This window comes from Nonomuraea zeae, assembly GCF_005889725.1.
Taxonomy (GTDB): Bacteria; Actinomycetota; Actinomycetes; order Streptosporangiales; family Streptosporangiaceae; genus Nonomuraea; species Nonomuraea zeae.
In genome coordinates this window covers 1-14715 of record NZ_VCKX01000040.1, presented here as the reverse complement: position 1 = coordinate 14715, position 14715 = coordinate 1, and the positions used below count along the sequence as shown (strand labels likewise).

Below are 14715 nucleotides of genomic sequence, written 5' to 3'. Positions count from 1 at the left end.
GAGGTGAACGCCCGTTGCGCGGCGCGTCAGCAGGTGGTGGCGGTTTCGGCGCGTTCCTGAGCGAGGCTCTCCGCCGGCGACTGCGCCCTGGTACGGCCGAGCTCGGGCAGGAGGGACGCGATCCCGAGCACGGCCAGCCCCACGCCCAGCCAGAGGGGAGCCCGCAGGCCGAAGCCGTCGATGGCCAGCCCACCCACCGAGGAGCCGACGATCACCCCGAGGGTGATGAAGGAGGCGTGGACGGTGTTGACCAGCGGCCCCGGGTTGCCGGCGCGCTGGACGCGGACGGCCATCGCCGGGTTCATGGTCACGCCGACCAGCCCGACGCCCAGCATGGCGATCACCGCGGGGACGCTGAGATGGGCGAACAGCGCGAAACCGGCCAGGAAGATCGTGTTGAGGATCAGCCCGGACAACAGGACCTTGATGGTGTGCCGGTCGGCCAGGCGTCCGACGACGTAGTTCCCGATCACGGTGGCCGCGCCGTACGCGACGAGCAGCAGGGGAACGGCGCCCGATGAGAACCCGGTGACCTGGGTGAGGATGGGGCTGAGATAGCTGAAGGCGGCGAAGGTGGCGCCGATGATGAGGGTGCTGGTCGACAACGCCAGCCACAGCCGGCCGTTCCTGAAGACCGCCAGCTCCTGCCGGAAGTCGCCGTTGCCGCCGTCGGCACGCCCGAGCCCGGGCACGCCCGCCGTCGTGGCCAGCGCGGCGATGACGGTCAGGGCGCCGACGGCCCAGAAGGCGGCACGCCAGCCGAGCTGCCCGCCGATCAGCGTGGACAGCGGCAGGCCGAGCAGGGTGCCGAGCATCAATCCGGTCAGGACGATGGACAGAGCGCGGCCGCGTACCTCCGGGCGGCTCAGCTGGACCGCCACCGAGATGGCGACTCCGAAGAACGCCTGGGAGGCGACCCCGGTGATGACGCGCGCGACCATCAGGATCGGGTAAGAAGGCGCGACCGCCGCGAGCACGTTGCCCACCAGGAAGATCGCGAACAGCAGCATGAGTGCGGGTTTCGGGCGTATCCGCACCAGGGCGACGGTCATCAGCGGCCCGCCCGCCGCCATGGCCACGGCGAAGGCGGTGATCAGATAGCCGATTTGGGAGATGGTCACGCCGAGTCCACCTGCCATCTGGGGCATCAGGCCTCCGACGGCGAACTCGCTTGTGACCATGGCGAAGATGCCGATGGCCAGGACGTAGACGGCTCTGGGCAAGGGGTCCCCTTTTTGCATCAATCGGTGTAGAACTCGGGCACGAAAAAACTGAGGTCAGGCCAGGGCGTCCATGGCCGTGGCCGCGATGGCCGCGATGGTGGCGTCGCCGGCGCCGCCCTGGGCGGCCACCCGGATCCCGGCGATCACGGCGTTGACGAACGTGGCAAGCTCGGCGGGATCGCGGGTGGAGCCGATGTCGCCATCGCGCTGCCCGGCCCTGATGGCCGCGCTCAGGCCGACGACCCGGCGCTCGTGGTCGCGGGCGAGCATCAGGGCGATCTCCGGGTCGCGGCCGGCGAGCTCCATCGTGGTGTTGACGGTCAGGCAGCCCAGGCCGTGGCCGTCACGCCTGTTCGCCGCCTCCGTCCGGAGGATCCTGGTGAACAGCGCACGGATCCGCTCGATCGCCGGCAGCTCCTGATCGTCGAGGATACGCAGCTGGTCGGCGGTGGTGGCGTCCATGTAGCGGGTCAGCGCGCGCTTGAACAGCTCGCGCTTGCTGGTGAAGGCGTTGTACACGCTGCTGCGGTCGAGGCCGAGCGCCTCGCACAGGTCTCTGGTCGAGGTCGACTCGTAGCCGTTCGCCCAGAACGTACGCATCGCTGTGTCCAGGACCCGGTCCTCATCGAATGATCTCGGCCTCGCCATAGGAGCACGCTACCGGTTTTGCACCAATCGGTGCAATACAAGATGGTGCAGCAGGTTGTGAGATGCAACCGGAAGGTGGCCGACCGCAGGCTCCAGGGTTCCGTCTTGCTGCGGGGTTGATGTCGTGTGTCTCGCGCGGGAACTTGTTTGATCGCTTCGTGACTCAGGTCGATGCGATGAACCGGATCAACGCGGACGCGGGGCCAGACCCAGCTCTCGTGTACGAAGCCGGCTCCCGGCCGGTGCCGGCCGGGAGCCTTCGGGTCTGGCGGGGTCAGGCGGTGGTGCAGGAGCTTATCTGCGGGAGCCACGTCAGCAGGTCGCGCCTCTCGTCGAAGATGTAACCGCCGAAAGCGGTCGCGCAGTACGTCGTCTGGGCCGAGGTGTTGGGCAGATAAATCGTGGCCGAGCACCTATTGGTGTATGCGCAGTCGACGCGGTTTCCAACGTTTCGGGGGCTGGTGAACTTCACTCGCGACACTATGAGGTCGAAGAACAGGCCGGCCCCTCCGGGATTGCACGTGATCACTTCGGTCGCGTCGACCTCGTACTGATTCTTGTACCATTCGATGCGGTGCGAGCACGAACGCGCGGCGGTCGTGCTCGCCGTCGCGGTCGACGGGATCCCGGTCAAGCCCACCAGGACCAGTGTCGCGAGCAGGCCATTTCTCAGCCATTTTAAAAGCATGTCTGCCTCCTATCTAGGCGTTGATGCATGAGGTCTTCTTCGGCGGGGTGTGGCCCCCAACGGGGAAGCTCCCGTGCGTGTACCAGACCGTCCCGAGGGAGGACGCGCAGTATTGCTGGCTGCCCGAGGCGTTCGCCAGGGTCGCCCACGAGGATGCCGATGAGACGCCAAGATGGGTGGTATCCGAGCCCCCCGCGTATCTCGGCTTGGTGATGGCGATGATCGGCCGGATCGCGTAGACGTTCCCGGTGCAGCGCCAGACGTCGCCCGCGCTGACCTCGTACCGGCTGGTGTACCACTCGATCTGATGTGTGCACGTGACCGCCGCGTAGGCCGGATTCGGAATGCCGAATCCGATGGCGATGCTCCCCAAAAGGAGAAGGGACGCGGTCGACGCTTTGCTGATTCGCCTGATCGTCATTTCCTTCCTTTCATGCTGTTCCGGTCCGGACTTGTCCGCTCTCGGGCGAGGTATCACAGGTGGTGGTCGTCGTTCCTTTACGTGGTGAGCGCGGGAACGCGATTCGAAGAGGGCCCCGTCGCTCTCTGATTGGAAACCGCCGCACATGCTCACTCATGCGGAAATAGCCCGTCGCCTGGGGGTGGGATCCGCCGGGAGCGGGGTCTTGCGGCCCCTCGGCTCCTTTATCTCAGCATATCTGGATGGCACAACCGTAAACCAGCATGTATGGGATCGTCAACTGGCGTGAGTTGAGATTCAGATCCCGATCCATATGAGTTGCTCGACGGCAACTTGGCGGTGTGGCGGGACAAGGAGGTGCGGATGATCAACGGCTCAGACCCGAGGCTGCCATGCCGTCAGTTAATGATCACGCTCTGGTTCGAGGTCGCCGCAGCAAGAGCGCGACGGTGGGCGGTCCTGCGTGACGAATGCCTTTGCCAGAGGGGCGGCCTGCCTCTACCGGCCCTCCTGGAGACTTCAAGCCGCCCTCAAGGACAAGCTGATCAAGGCCGTCAAAGACCTTGAGGCAGGCATCACCGCATCGGACACCTACTCCGTGCGCGACGCCGTCAACGACTGGCTCAGCAAGGGCCTTCAAGGGCCGATCCGAGAACACCGTCATCAAGCTGCGCATCCTCGCCGAGACGCACGTCATCCCCGGGCCTGGGAAGCTCAAGCTCCAGCAGCTACGGGCGGATCACGTGGACGAGTGGCTTGACCACGACCGGGAAGGAGGCGACGCCAAGACCCGCTAATCGCGGCGCTCGCTCCATGACACCCGCCGCACCTGCGCCTCGTTGCTGGTTGCGCTCGACGTGCGTCCTCGCGTGGCGATGCAGATCCTCCGCCACAGCAAGACCGCTGTGACGATGCAGCGAAGTGCCGTCCGAGGTCACCAGGACCGCCCTGCGGCGGCTTGGGGACAGCCTCGACCACTGGCGTTGCTGCACTTTACTGCTGCACAAAGATCAAAAGGGCCACTTCCCGAGTTGGGATGTGGCCCTTGACCTTGGTGGGCGATACTGGGATCGAACCAGTGACCTCTTCGGTGTGAAGGAAGACCGGGGAGTCTGGGGATGTCGATTCGAGTCGATCGGATGCCTCTCACCTTGCAGGACCATCCGAGGAGGACTCGCCGAGTCTGATGGAGCAGTAAAGCGGTGGCTCCCGAAATTGGCTCCCGTGGCTCCCTCGGAAGACGCAGAACCCATGTACAACGACAAGTGCCTCCCGGGGAAGCCCTGTCCTTGGGAGGCACCCCTAAGCGACGACCAAACGACAGGCATAACTTGTCACGATGGCCACCCGGTACCCCGCCGCCTCGGTGCACTCCTGACAAGGAGCCAAACCGGCCGCCGGGTACACGCCCTGCAGCCTGCGGTTATGACCATCAACAGACACCCTCGCCCCCGCTCGATATGCTACGAACTATGAGTGAGCGTACTGACAACATCACAGACCTTGACGACGTGTTGGACGCCGACGAACATGACCTCGCAATACCAGAACTCGAGCCCCTCTCCTACTTCGGCACCGATTTCGACGTTCACGGCCTAGTACGGCGACTTAACAACGCTGACATTGTAGTGCCAAATTTCGATCCATCAATACCTGTGGGATCTGACCTCTCAGGGTTTCAGAGAAAATTTGTCTGGAAGAAAACCCAGATGGACAGATTCATCGAATCACTACTTCTCGGATTTCCCGTACCCGGAATCTTCCTGGTGCAGCAGAAGAACAGGCAACTCCTAGTACTAGATGGGCAGCAGCGCCTCAGAACTCTACAGAGGTTCTATTCCGGCACTCTAGAGAACGGCTCGCAGTTCGCGCTTGATAACGTCAGCGACGATCTCAAAGGGCTTGAATATGAGACTTTGGACGATGAGCAGCGACGGATACTAGACAACACGTTTATTCACGCCACCGTGGTGAAATATAATCGCGAACTAGGCGGCGACGAGAGTGTTTATTCGCTGTTCGAGCGACTCAATACCGGTGGCACAAACCTGTACCCTCAGGAGATACGAGTTGCCCTCTACCACGGGCAACTCGTTGAGCTTCTACGGGAACTCAACTCGATCAAGACGTGGCGGGACATATACGGCCCAGCTTCCGAACGCCTGAAGGATCAGGAGCTAATCTTGCGCTTTCTGGCGTTCTGGAAGAATGAGGACAACTATAAGCGACCACTTAAACTTTTCCTCAATGAATTTCTCTCAAAACACAGGGATCTAGAAGATCTTGACCCCGAAGAGCTTCGATCAGTTTTCACGGCAACCTGCGAAGTAGCATCAAGCACTCTCGGGCGGAAGGCAGTCAGAGCCGACGCTCAAGTAAATGCCGCTTTTTCGGACGCTATACTGATTGGAATAGCGAGCAGGCTAACGAAGGGCTCCATTTCCGACACGACAGGAATGGTGCATGCACGACAGCAACTCCTCGAAAACGAAGAGTTCGTGAGTGCAATCGCAAGAGCCACTGCTGATGAAGATCGCGTAGCTCGTCGACTAAGACTGGCGAAGGCGGCCTTTCAGGGTGTGGCATGACCAGAAGAAAGCACAGTCACTCCACTAGCGCACGCTGGCAGATTAAGAAGCTTAGGCAGGATCTCGAAGACTTATATGTGAGAGCCGACCCGAGGTTGTTTTCCGACCAGGAGGTAGCGGCAGACATCGGCCGTTATCTATGCGTCCGAGTATCAGGTTTTCTCGAGCAAGCAACGTCAGTCATTTTTCGCGAATACTGCGAGAAGAACTCGTGGGGCGAGGTGCAGGCATTTGCGCTTTCCTGGCTAGATAGAATGCCAAACCTTTCTCATGATGCGCTGGTGAAGCTAGTTTCGCGCTTCAGTCGAGAAGCATCCGTGGAACTCAAGGAGTTTCTCGACAAAGAGGAAAGGAGGTCCAGAATAAATGCGCTTATCGGGCTACGTAACGACATAGCGCACGGCAAGCAGCAAGGAATGAGTCGAGGCCAAGCATGGGAATACTATGAAGTAGCGGAACAGGTCATCGATTGGCTATTAGACAAGTTCCATCCAGAACAGATCTCGATCAATGACAGCCCTCTTTGATCATCATTTTACTGACCACAAATAGCAACCTTATCTAGGTGATCTATGGCCGATGAAGTATCCTCCTTCAGTTCACAGTACACCGCAAGGCTAACTTGATCGCCACCTTCGATTTCAAAAGGAATTGGGCTTATGGAGGACTACATACAAGTTTTGACGACCGTACCGAGCGAAAAGGATGGGGTTGCCCTGGCGAGAAGTATAGCCTCAGCACGGCTAGCTGCCAGCGTACAGATTATTGGGCCGATTCGATCTCTCTACTGGTGGCGCGGAGAGTTGCGGGATGAGCAAGAATGGCAGTTGGCCATCATGACTACACGCGTTCTGTTCGATACGCTTGAGGTCCATATCAAAGCTAACCACAGCTACGAGACGCCCGAGATCATCGCAACTGAGATCACCGCAGGCAGTGACGAATACCTGGCCTGGATCAGCGCGGAGACGCGGAGAATTGACGCTTCGTGATGGCTAGGTCTTCTAGGAAGGCGCGTACTGGCGGCTGTGTCTGCCAGCGTCTGAGTGCCTCGCCGATGACGATGAATCGTGGCAGCCAGATGCCGGACTCTGTCTCGCGGATTACGGCGAGGCCGTCTCGTGCTGCTTTGGCCGCCTCTTGCACGGAGCCATGCACGATATGGGCTGTAGCAATGTCGCCAAGGATGATGCCTGCACGCTTTCTCTCTACCTCGGACAGGCGTGATATGACCGCGTGCGCGACCGCTTCAGCTTCGTCCAGTCGGCCGATCTGGGCGTAGGTGGAAATGGCGAAGGAGTCGAAACGATCCCGGTCCAGGAAGCGTGTCCATACGCGGTCCTCCTCCGGATCGGCGATGTTGAACGCTTCGCGTGCCTCCTCCCATGACTGAAGGGCTGCTTCGCTTTCTCCGAGTGCTGCGCTCTCTTCGGCATGTCTAGCGGCAAGCCATGATGTAGTTCCAGGGGAGGTGTGCTTGGGCAAGTGCTGTAGAGCGGTGGTCAGGAGAGCTCGGGCTCTGCCGTGGTTCCCCTTGCCGCTCGGTATGTAGCTCCTATATCCGAACGCGCACGCGATGATTGCCGGGTCGTCGGCTTCCTTCGACGCCTTCTCAGCGGTGTCATAGAAGTTCCGTGCCGCAGAGATGTTGCCGAGGTCTGTTGCGATCCAGCCAGCAAGCACGCTGCTTTCGCCGGCGACCACGATCAAGCGTCTCCGAAGCTCGTCCTTGGGATCCGTGGCTGTGCTGTTCAGGATAGTTCCGACCTCGTTCAGGTGGGCTGCCAAGCCCTTGAAGATCGTATGGGCAGGAAGCATCTCTTCAAGGCGGTGGAAACCGGCGGCTCTCGCCTCCATCTCCCGAACCACCGCTTCGTCGATGGCGTTTGGCCTGGACAGGGCGAAGGCTACTTTCTCCCATGCCTCACTTTGAGCCAGAGCTGACTGGGCACCGAGTTGTGCCACCATGGCCAGTAGTTCGCGGCGCTTCAACGGCTCGCCTCTTTTCCCGATCGCTTCAGCGAAGAGCTGCAAGTCGAATGTGTCCGTGGGGATCTGCACCCCATCACTGACGACTCGTACACCGCCCCCGCCACCGGGGGACGCCAAGCCCAGATGGCGTCGCAAGTAGCCGGGCATGCCCAAACCGTCAGCAAACGACTCAAATGTATGCTTTGCGGTCGGGACGCGCTTGCCGCTCTTGTACTCGCTGACGCGCCCTTGAGGGATTCCGGTGAGGTTGGCGATCTGGCCCTGGGTGATGCCGTACTTGGTCAGGATGCGGATAACGCCGCCGAGATCACGTTGTTTACAGACATCTTCCACGTCCTGACGTGCGAAAACAGTCTCAAGGACATGGCGAACTCGCTCTTGGTCCATCGTCATGGCGGCGTTCCGTTCCCCTGGTAGCGCAGCCTTTCGGGAGTAGTGGAGCTGTTCTAGTCCATCACACCGTGAGATATCACGGTGAGATTATGCGGAACCGCTTTGCTTGGAAACCTCACATCAGTCCGTGGCGCAGGTCAGAGCTGATCTGAGTGGTTTCGAAGATCCGTATTTGTCTGGCTTTCGCCATCCATTGCTCGGTGAGCGGATTGTGGGAGGCCGGCACATGACTCCGGAGCAAGAGACGACTCGTCTCGCTCCCATCACCGCCGTTGCCGTGGCTGACCGGCTGCAACGAGAGCTGGCCGCCCATGGGATCACGACCGATGTCAACGACGGCTACGGGTTGGCCGTGGTGTCGGTGTCACGCGGCCTGGTCGTGTGGACGAACGGTGATCTTTTCTGGTGGTGTTCGGGCTGGAACGATCGACGAGACCGGCCCGTCTATGCATGGCACCCCTCGGCGGATCCGCAGCGAGCAGCCCGGCGTATCGCCGCGCGCGTCGGAGACCTGCGATCGGCCACGCCCGTGCATCCCCAGCCCGCACCGGCTCAGCCCAACGAGACGCCGCTCCGGAAGGGCGGTCCGGCGTGACCGGCTACTCGACGATCCCGTACACCATCGCGTTCGCCAACGAGCTGGTGAACGACCCGATCGGGTTCGTACCGCATGCGGGCAGGTTACGGCTGGCCTATCTGCCGTCGCGGCCCGGCGACTGGGTGAGCCTGCATGCGGCCAAGGTACGCAGCAAGGGCAGCGTCCTGCGCGCCCGCATCCGCGACCTTCGCGACCATCCGGCCACTCGCGGCACAGAGCGCATGCGCAAGCTGAACACGCGCAGGCAGTGGAGGTGCATGGACAAGCTGCTGTGCCAGGTGTGCGGCACCCCAGCGACCGATTCCGCGTCGGGGCTGATCCCGTGGCCGCTGACCAAGACGGTATTCGAGCCCACTGGACTGCACAGTGGACGCACCAACGCCCCGCCGACGTGCTGGCGGTGCATTCCCAAGGCGTTGGAAGAGTGCCCCATGCTGCGTGAGGACTTCACCGTCTTCACCGTGACCAACGCCCGCAGCGTCGGCGTGCTGGCCGACCTGTACCGTCCCGGTCTGCTCGACACCGTCATGCCCACGGCTCACAACGTGTTCGTTGCCTGGGACGACTTCCAGCACCACCCCTACGCGCTCGCCACCGCTCAGGTAGTCGAGTTGCACGGGATGCAAGCCGTACCCAATCAATCCTGAGGAAGACCCCACAGACGCGCGACGGTGCGGTTGACCGGCTCGCTCACACCTTGCCTCACGTCCCGCATCGTCGCGTCAACGCCCCCGGCAGAGTCCTCTGCGCTCGCAAGAGTGCCAGTTCCCAAGGGCTCTGTCGGGGGTCCCTTCATGGCGCATGCCGTGAGCTGGGAGTTATCTCACCACGGGATTTGATCCATCTCATCGCCGGATGTTTTTGATCTCACTGCATGATCACATCGCGCGATGGGCTCACCCCTTCCCCGAAACCTACCTTCACCTCGTAGGTCACCGGAAACGGAAGGGATGTGATCTAGATGAGCCCAGCTCAGCGCCACCACCGCCGCGAACTGATCAGCGGGTTGCGCGCCCTGGCGGCGTTCCTGGACAGCCACCTGCAGGTGCCCGTTCCCAGGTACGGACCCGTCCGGGTGTCGGTGCACACCAACTACGACACCGACGCCTCCACCGAGGCTGAGGCGATCAACGAAGTCGGGCGCATTGCCGCCCTGCTGGGCACCACGCCCATCGTCGAGAACGGGCACCACGTCGCCGGCATCGCCTTCGGCAGCGTCCGCTACGAAGCCGTCCTGGTCACGCAAGCAGCGATGGAGCGCCGCGCCGCGCGGGACTCCTACCGCGACGTGATCGCCCTCGACGAGATCGAGGGGGCGTGAGCAGTGGACATCGGACTGTTCGTCGTGTTCCTGGCCCTGGCCCTGTCGATCGCCACGCTGACGCTGTTCGTGGTGGCGGTCGCCGTGATCCGCGCTGAGGACCGCCGCCACGCCCCCACCGGAACCCTGAGCCGCCGCCTGCTGGGCACCTACGCCCACCGCGGCCGGCCGGCCGCCTATGCCGGGAGGAGGTGAAGCCCTGATGCGCACGTTTCCGTTCATACCTGGCCGGTGCCCGTGCGGCGCCCCCGCAACGCCCGGCAACCAGCGGTGCCGCAAGTGCCGCGCCCGCTGGCGCTGGTACCGCCGCAAGTCCCGCCACGACGGCATCTGACCCACCCGTCCCCCATCGACCGTCGAACCCGTCCGTGAGAGGAGGTGAAGTCCATGACCGTCACTGTCCCGCTGGTGTTCGTGTTCGGAGCGCTGGTGTTCATCGCCTGGCGCTACCTGGGACTGCGCTGGTGGCACGCGCTGATCACGCTGCTGTTCGGCTTCCTGCTGGCCGCCACCACGCTCGCACCCGACATCCGCGCCATCATGCGCGCCGCATTGAGCTGGCTCACCAGCCACTGACCCCCGTTCCCAACCGAAGGACGTGATGCCTGATGACCCATCGCCACCCCTACCCACACACCGATCTTCAGGAGGTTGCCCACCGCAACACCACCGCCGCCCAACTCCTGGCGGCACTCACCCCGACCTCCCTGCCGTCCGTCCGGGCGTACGTGATCGCGGCGCTCGGCGACATCGAGACCCTGATCGACGAGATCACCGGCCTGCGCGCCGAGCTGACCAGCATCCGCTACCAGCGCGCCAACCTGCTCGCCGCCATCCGCGCCACCCTGGCGGCCGACCACGACGGAGACGACGACCCCCTGTACTACGTACGCGACGAGCTGCACGCCCAGACCCACCCCGACCGGACGGCCGGTGAGAGCCGATGAACCGGCACCGCGCCTCACGCCACCAGATACGCCGCAACGCACGCCGGATGCGACGCTACGGCATCCAACCCGTTGCCAGGATCGAGGACCTGGAGTTCGCGCCCCTGGCCATCGCCGGTATCGCCCGTCTGGCCCGGCGGTACCGGTCCGAACTGGCTCCGCTCACCTTGGTCGCGTCCGTCCTGGCCGGGAGCCTCGCCATGCGGCACTGGTTCCCCGAATGGTGGCCCACCCTGATCATCGCCACCGCCATCGCGGCGGGCGCGCTGGCCATCGGGGGCCGGTGGGTCAACCTGCCACGCCCGATCGAACGCAGCTACGCCGCCGTCACCACGGCGTTCACTGGAACCTGGCTCACCCTGGCCACCTACTTCGGGCCGTTCACGAACCCCCTGCCCGCCGTGCTGGGCATCGGCACAATCGTGCTGGCCGTGCCCTGGTGGGCGCACCGCCGCAGGCGTGCCCGCGTACGGGTAGAGCGCACGCTGGCCGCCTGGCCGGACATCGCCCAAGCCGTCGGCCTGGCCGGATCCCGCATCCAATCGGCCATGGTGGACCTGTGGGGCTACCGCTTCCGCCTCGGACTGGGAGTCGGCCAGACCGTCGAAGACGCCATCAACGCCGTCCCCCGCCTGGAATCAGCGCTCGGGACCACACGCGGCGGCATCCGCGTCCAACCCGTGGCCAGCAAGAAGGCCAACCGCGCCGATGTCCGGGTGATCGAAACGGACCCGCACGCCAACGCCATCACCTGGCCAGGCCCGTCCATCACCTCCATCACGCAACCGGCCAAGCTGGGGCTGTTCGAGGACGGCGCACCCGTCCGCGTCCCCCTGCTCAGACGACATGCGCTGTTCGCGGGCATGTCGGGGGCCGGCAAGTCCGGTGGCGTCAACGTCCTGCTCGGCGACCTGACCGCCTGCCAGGACGTAATCCTGTGGGCCGTCGACCTCAAGCGCGGCATGGAACTGTTGCCCTGGGCATCGTGCATCGGTCGCATCGCCACCACCCCGCAGGAGGCAGAGACCCTGCTCGCCGATGCCGTGGTCATCCTCGACGGTCGCGCCGACGACCTCACCAGGCGAGGCGAACGCGTGTGGGAGCCGTCGCCGGACAGACCGGCGCTGATCATCGTCATCGATGAATACGCTGAACTGGCCAGCGAAGCCCCACGCGCGATCGACTACGCCGACTCCATCGCCCGGCGTGGCCGTGCGCCGGCGGTCAACCTGATCGCCGCCACCCAACGCCCGTCCAAGGACGCGATGGGCAAGAGCGCGGTCCGCTCCCAGATGGACGTTCGGCTGTGCTTCCGCGTCCGGGAAGCCCGCGACGGGGATCTCGTCCTGGGGCAGGGCATGGTCAAGGCCGGATGGCACCCGCACAAGCTGGACGCTCCCGGCAAGTTCCTGATCAGCTCCCCGGAGCACGACATCCCCCGCCGCGCCCGCAGCTACCTGCTCGACGACGAGGGCGTACAGGCCACCGCCGAACGGCACGCGCAGCACCGCCCACCCCTCGCCGAGGTATCGGCCCAAGCCCTGGAACGCGCGGCTGAGACGCCCGCAGTACCCGCCCAGCCCACCGCCCGACCGTCGCCCAGACACGCGCGCGACAGCACCGTACGGACGGCTGAGGAGACCCTGACAGCCACGCTGAGACAGGCCCCGAGCGACGGGGTGAGCATCGGCGACCTCATGCGCGAAACCGGCATGCGCCGCACATGGGTCTACCAACGCCTCCAGGACCTGAGCCGTGCCCGTCAGGTCGAACAGGTCTCTCGGGGACGCTGGCGCGCACTCCCAGAGGTACACGATCCGTAATCGTCCGCGTCCGCCGTCCGCATCCGTCCGCGCGTCTGCGCGTGTAGAGGGCGCAACAGACGCGGACGGACGAACAGACGGACAATCACACTCCGTTACCGATGACCGCGAGGGAGCCGCACACCCCGACGACTGAGAGGGGGGATGCACATGCAGGCGTACACCGTCGAACAAGTCGCGGAGATGCTGAGCGTCGGACGTGACAAGGTCTACTTCCTTCTCCGTACCGGCCAGCTCAAGAGCATCAAGATCGGCAAGCTCCGCCGAATCACCGATCGCCACCTTGCCGAGTTCGTCTCTTCGCTGGAATCCGTGGACGAGGCGTAGAACATCGTGCTACAATGTTCTACAGAGCCGGGTTGTGCGACAACCGTCGCACAACCCGGCGAGCGCCTCTTGATAACTGCATGACACGAAAGGAAGCCGTCTATGACGAGCGACCGAACGACCCTGCCTCCCGTACGCGTGGACACGGAACTCAAAGACCGTCTCCGCAAGTACGCCGAGTCGCAGGAACGAGATGTGTCGTGGGTGATCAGGAAGGCGATCGAGGAGTACCTCAACCGTCACGAGAAGGGGTGATCCCTTGGCCAAGATCCTGATCGGCAAGTACGAAGCGACCATCTATCCCGAGGGGGAGGGCTACACCGGAGCCATCTCCCTCGGGTTCGGCCCTGACGGCAAGCGCCAGCGCCTCAAGCGCAAGGGCAAGACCAAGGCTGTGGTCAAGGACAAGCTGATCAAGGCCGTCAAAGCGCTTGAGTCCGGCGTCACCGCGTCGGAGACCTACACCGTGCGCGATGCCGTCAACGACTGGCTCAGCAAGGGCCTCAAGGGCCGATCCGAAAGGACAGTCACCAAGCTACGCATCCTCGCCGAGACGCACGTCATCCCTGGGCTTGGCAAGATCAAGCTCCAGCAACTACGCGCGGATCACGTGGACGAATGGCTCGACGGTCTCGCCGGCAAACTGGCCACCACCACCCTGCGGGAGATCCACAGCGTACTGAAGCGAGCCATCCGGCAAGCTCAGGCACGCGACATGGTGCTCAGGAACGTTGCCGACCTGGTCACCACACCCAAGGGCACGGACGGACGACCCAGCAGAGCACTCACGCGGCAACAGGCAGCGGCTGTGCTCAGGGCGGCGAAGTCGTCCGAACTCCACGCCTACGTGGTGATCAGCCTCACCACGGGAGTCCGCACCGAGGAAGCCCGCGCACTGCGCTGGGATCACGTGATCACCTGGATCCCTGACCTCAAAGCGTGGCATCCGGTGACCGAGGCAGGGTTCAAACACAAGAGATTCGCCATTTACGTATGGCGCGCCGTCCGCGAAGGAGGTGACACCAAGACCCGCAAGTCGCGGCGCACGCTGGAACTGCCCAAGCTGGCGGCCGAGGCACTTCGGCGGCACCACATCAGCCAAGCCACCCAGAAGCTCAGGGCAGGCGAGGCATGGCAAGATCACGACTTGGTGTTCTGCACTGCCGTCGGCACCCCGCTGGACGCGGCGAACGTACGGCGGGCATTCCGTAAGATCACCAAGGACGCGGAGATCGGGACCAACTGGACGCCGCGCGAGCTGCGTCACTCATTCGTCTCCATCATGAGCGACCAGGGCGTCCCCATCGAGACCATCGCCGACCTCGTCGGGCACGCGGGCACCAGCGTCACGGAAGCGGTCTACCGGCACCAGCTCAGGCCAGTGATCACCAAGAGTGCCCAGACCATGAACGCGATCTTCGGTGAGAAGCCGACGGGTTGAGGATCCGAGTGAGGTGGCTCCCCGATTGGCTCCCATCGACCCCCAGACACAAGAGAAGGGGTTTCGGATGATCTCCGAAACCCCTCTACCTGTATCTTCCGCGTGGGCGATACTGGGATCGAACCAGTGACCTCTTCGGTGTGAACGAAGCGCTCTCCCGCTGAGCTAATCGCCCGCCCTGCCGGCTCCTTGCGGTGCCGACGGGGAAAACCATACCGCACTCTGGCACCTGCTGGCGAAGCGAAACCACCGGCGGGCGCCGGAGGGCGGCCGGGAGGGCCGACCGGGTGGGGCTATCGGGGGGC

Annotated in this window: 18 protein-coding genes and 1 tRNA gene; 13 read left to right on the top strand and 6 right to left on the bottom strand. The window is 63.5% G+C overall.

Features of this window, described 5'->3' with window-relative positions; genetic code table 11:
• Positions 1 to 26 precede the first annotated feature (26 nt).
• From ETD85_RS15565 to ETD85_RS15550, 4 genes are all read right to left on the bottom strand, one after another.
• Positions 27 to 1223, bottom strand: coding sequence for an MFS transporter (locus ETD85_RS15565; protein ID WP_138690419.1), 1197 nt, complete (start codon positions 1221 to 1223; stop codon positions 27 to 29).
• 54 nt (positions 1224 to 1277) lie between these two features.
• Positions 1278 to 1823 carry a TetR/AcrR family transcriptional regulator gene (locus ETD85_RS15560; protein WP_240779164.1) on the bottom strand — a complete coding sequence of 182 codons (546 nt, stop codon included), beginning with the start codon at positions 1821 to 1823 and terminating at the stop codon, positions 1278 to 1280.
• A gap of 322 nt (positions 1824 to 2145) precedes the next feature.
• Positions 2146 to 2559: a hypothetical protein gene (locus ETD85_RS15555; RefSeq protein ID WP_138690417.1), complete on the bottom strand. Its 414-nt coding sequence runs from the start codon at positions 2557 to 2559 to the stop codon at positions 2146 to 2148.
• A gap of 13 nt (positions 2560 to 2572) precedes the next feature.
• Positions 2573 to 2980 (bottom strand): hypothetical protein, encoded by a 408-nt coding sequence (locus ETD85_RS15550; protein WP_138690416.1) that lies wholly within the window; start codon positions 2978 to 2980, stop codon positions 2573 to 2575.
• 1472 nt (positions 2981 to 4452) lie between these two features.
• Here ETD85_RS15550 and ETD85_RS15540 point away from each other — a divergent pair.
• The 3 genes from ETD85_RS15540 (at position 4453) to cutA (ending at position 6560) form a co-directional block, all read left to right on the top strand.
• Positions 4453 to 5568 carry a DUF262 domain-containing protein gene (locus tag ETD85_RS15540; RefSeq protein ID WP_206058331.1) on the top strand — a complete coding sequence of 372 codons (1116 nt, stop codon included), beginning with the start codon at positions 4453 to 4455 and terminating at the stop codon, positions 5566 to 5568.
• A complete protein-coding gene (locus ETD85_RS15535) occupies positions 5565 to 6095 on the top strand; it encodes a HEPN domain-containing protein (RefSeq protein WP_138690414.1) in 531 nt (176 codons plus the stop codon). The genes ETD85_RS15540 and ETD85_RS15535 overlap by 4 nt, the downstream gene beginning before the upstream one ends.
• 132 nt (positions 6096 to 6227) lie before the next feature.
• Entirely contained in the window at positions 6228 to 6560 is a 333-nt protein-coding gene (cutA, locus tag ETD85_RS15530; protein WP_206058330.1) for a divalent-cation tolerance protein CutA, read from the top strand.
• On the opposite strand, the gene ETD85_RS15525 is transcribed toward cutA, so the two are convergent.
• The gene (locus tag ETD85_RS15525; protein WP_138690412.1) at positions 6526 to 7953 is read right to left on the bottom strand and encodes a helix-turn-helix domain-containing protein; all 1428 of its coding nucleotides are present in this window, start codon (positions 7951 to 7953) and stop codon (positions 6526 to 6528) included. The two genes, cutA and ETD85_RS15525, sit on opposite strands and share 35 nt — an antisense overlap.
• Positions 7954 to 8080: 127 nt before the next feature.
• Between ETD85_RS15525 and ETD85_RS15520 the strand changes: the two genes are divergently transcribed.
• The 10 genes from ETD85_RS15520 (at position 8081) to ETD85_RS15475 (ending at position 14410) form a co-directional block, all read left to right on the top strand.
• Positions 8081 to 8548 (top strand): hypothetical protein, encoded by a 468-nt coding sequence (locus tag ETD85_RS15520; RefSeq protein ID WP_138690411.1) that lies wholly within the window; start codon positions 8081 to 8083, stop codon positions 8546 to 8548.
• On the top strand, positions 8545 to 9198 hold the full coding sequence (locus tag ETD85_RS15515; protein ID WP_138690410.1) for a hypothetical protein: 654 nt from the start codon (positions 8545 to 8547) through the stop codon (positions 9196 to 9198). The genes ETD85_RS15520 and ETD85_RS15515 overlap by 4 nt, the downstream gene beginning before the upstream one ends.
• Before the next feature lie 314 nt (positions 9199 to 9512).
• Positions 9513 to 9872: a hypothetical protein gene (locus ETD85_RS15510; protein WP_138690409.1), complete on the top strand. Its 360-nt coding sequence runs from the start codon at positions 9513 to 9515 to the stop codon at positions 9870 to 9872.
• A gap of 3 nt (positions 9873 to 9875) precedes the next feature.
• Positions 9876 to 10067: a hypothetical protein gene (locus tag ETD85_RS15505; protein WP_138690408.1), complete on the top strand. Its 192-nt coding sequence runs from the start codon at positions 9876 to 9878 to the stop codon at positions 10065 to 10067.
• 192 nt (positions 10068 to 10259) lie between these two features.
• A complete protein-coding gene (locus ETD85_RS15500) occupies positions 10260 to 10448 on the top strand; it encodes a hypothetical protein (protein ID WP_138690407.1) in 189 nt (62 codons plus the stop codon).
• A gap of 32 nt (positions 10449 to 10480) precedes the next feature.
• Positions 10481 to 10819, top strand: a complete 339-nt coding sequence (locus tag ETD85_RS15495; RefSeq protein WP_138690406.1) for a hypothetical protein — start codon at positions 10481 to 10483, stop codon at positions 10817 to 10819.
• Positions 10820 to 10866: 47 nt separating this feature from the next.
• Positions 10867 to 12642 carry a cell division protein FtsK gene (locus ETD85_RS15490; RefSeq protein ID WP_240779163.1) on the top strand — a complete coding sequence of 592 codons (1776 nt, stop codon included), beginning with the start codon at positions 10867 to 10869 and terminating at the stop codon, positions 12640 to 12642.
• A 150-nt stretch (positions 12643 to 12792) separates the two neighbouring features.
• Entirely contained in the window at positions 12793 to 12969 is a 177-nt protein-coding gene (locus tag ETD85_RS15485) for a helix-turn-helix domain-containing protein (RefSeq protein ID WP_206058329.1), read from the top strand.
• Positions 12970 to 13071: 102 nt separating this feature from the next.
• A complete protein-coding gene (locus ETD85_RS15480; RefSeq protein WP_106240258.1) occupies positions 13072 to 13224 on the top strand; it encodes a CopG family ribbon-helix-helix protein in 153 nt (50 codons plus the stop codon).
• A 4-nt stretch (positions 13225 to 13228) separates the two neighbouring features.
• On the top strand, positions 13229 to 14410 hold the full coding sequence (locus ETD85_RS15475; protein ID WP_138690403.1) for a site-specific integrase: 1182 nt from the start codon (positions 13229 to 13231) through the stop codon (positions 14408 to 14410).
• 103 nt (positions 14411 to 14513) lie between these two features.
• Here the strand turns inward: ETD85_RS15475 and ETD85_RS15470 are convergent.
• Positions 14514 to 14585 (bottom strand) — tRNA-Val (locus tag ETD85_RS15470).
• Between the last annotated feature and the right edge of the window lie 130 nt (positions 14586 to 14715).

Bases quoted from the DNA above. Each gene is read 5' to 3' on its own strand.
- ETD85_RS15560 (WP_240779164.1), bottom strand. From the start codon at position 1,823: ATGCGTACGTTCTGGGCGAACGGCTACGAGTCGACCTCGACCAGAGAC.
- cutA (WP_206058330.1), top strand. From the start codon at position 6,228: ATGGAGGACTACATACAAGTTTTGACGACCGTACCGAGCGAAAAGGAT.
- ETD85_RS15550 (WP_138690416.1), bottom strand. From the start codon at position 2,980: ATGACGATCAGGCGAATCAGCAAAGCGTCGACCGCGTCCCTTCTCCTT.
- ETD85_RS15510 (WP_138690409.1), top strand. From the start codon at position 9,513: ATGAGCCCAGCTCAGCGCCACCACCGCCGCGAACTGATCAGCGGGTTG.
- ETD85_RS15500 (WP_138690407.1), top strand. From the start codon at position 10,260: ATGACCGTCACTGTCCCGCTGGTGTTCGTGTTCGGAGCGCTGGTGTTC.
- ETD85_RS15480 (WP_106240258.1), top strand. From the start codon at position 13,072: ATGACGAGCGACCGAACGACCCTGCCTCCCGTACGCGTGGACACGGAA.
- ETD85_RS15535 (WP_138690414.1), top strand. From the start codon at position 5,565: ATGACCAGAAGAAAGCACAGTCACTCCACTAGCGCACGCTGGCAGATT.
- ETD85_RS15525 (WP_138690412.1), bottom strand. From the start codon at position 7,953: ATGACGATGGACCAAGAGCGAGTTCGCCATGTCCTTGAGACTGTTTTC.
- ETD85_RS15555 (WP_138690417.1), bottom strand. From the start codon at position 2,559: ATGCTTTTAAAATGGCTGAGAAATGGCCTGCTCGCGACACTGGTCCTG.
- ETD85_RS15485 (WP_206058329.1), top strand. From the start codon at position 12,793: ATGCAGGCGTACACCGTCGAACAAGTCGCGGAGATGCTGAGCGTCGGA.
- ETD85_RS15540 (WP_206058331.1), top strand. From the start codon at position 4,453: ATGAGTGAGCGTACTGACAACATCACAGACCTTGACGACGTGTTGGAC.
- ETD85_RS15490 (WP_240779163.1), top strand. From the start codon at position 10,867: ATGCGACGCTACGGCATCCAACCCGTTGCCAGGATCGAGGACCTGGAG.
- ETD85_RS15495 (WP_138690406.1), top strand. From the start codon at position 10,481: ATGACCCATCGCCACCCCTACCCACACACCGATCTTCAGGAGGTTGCC.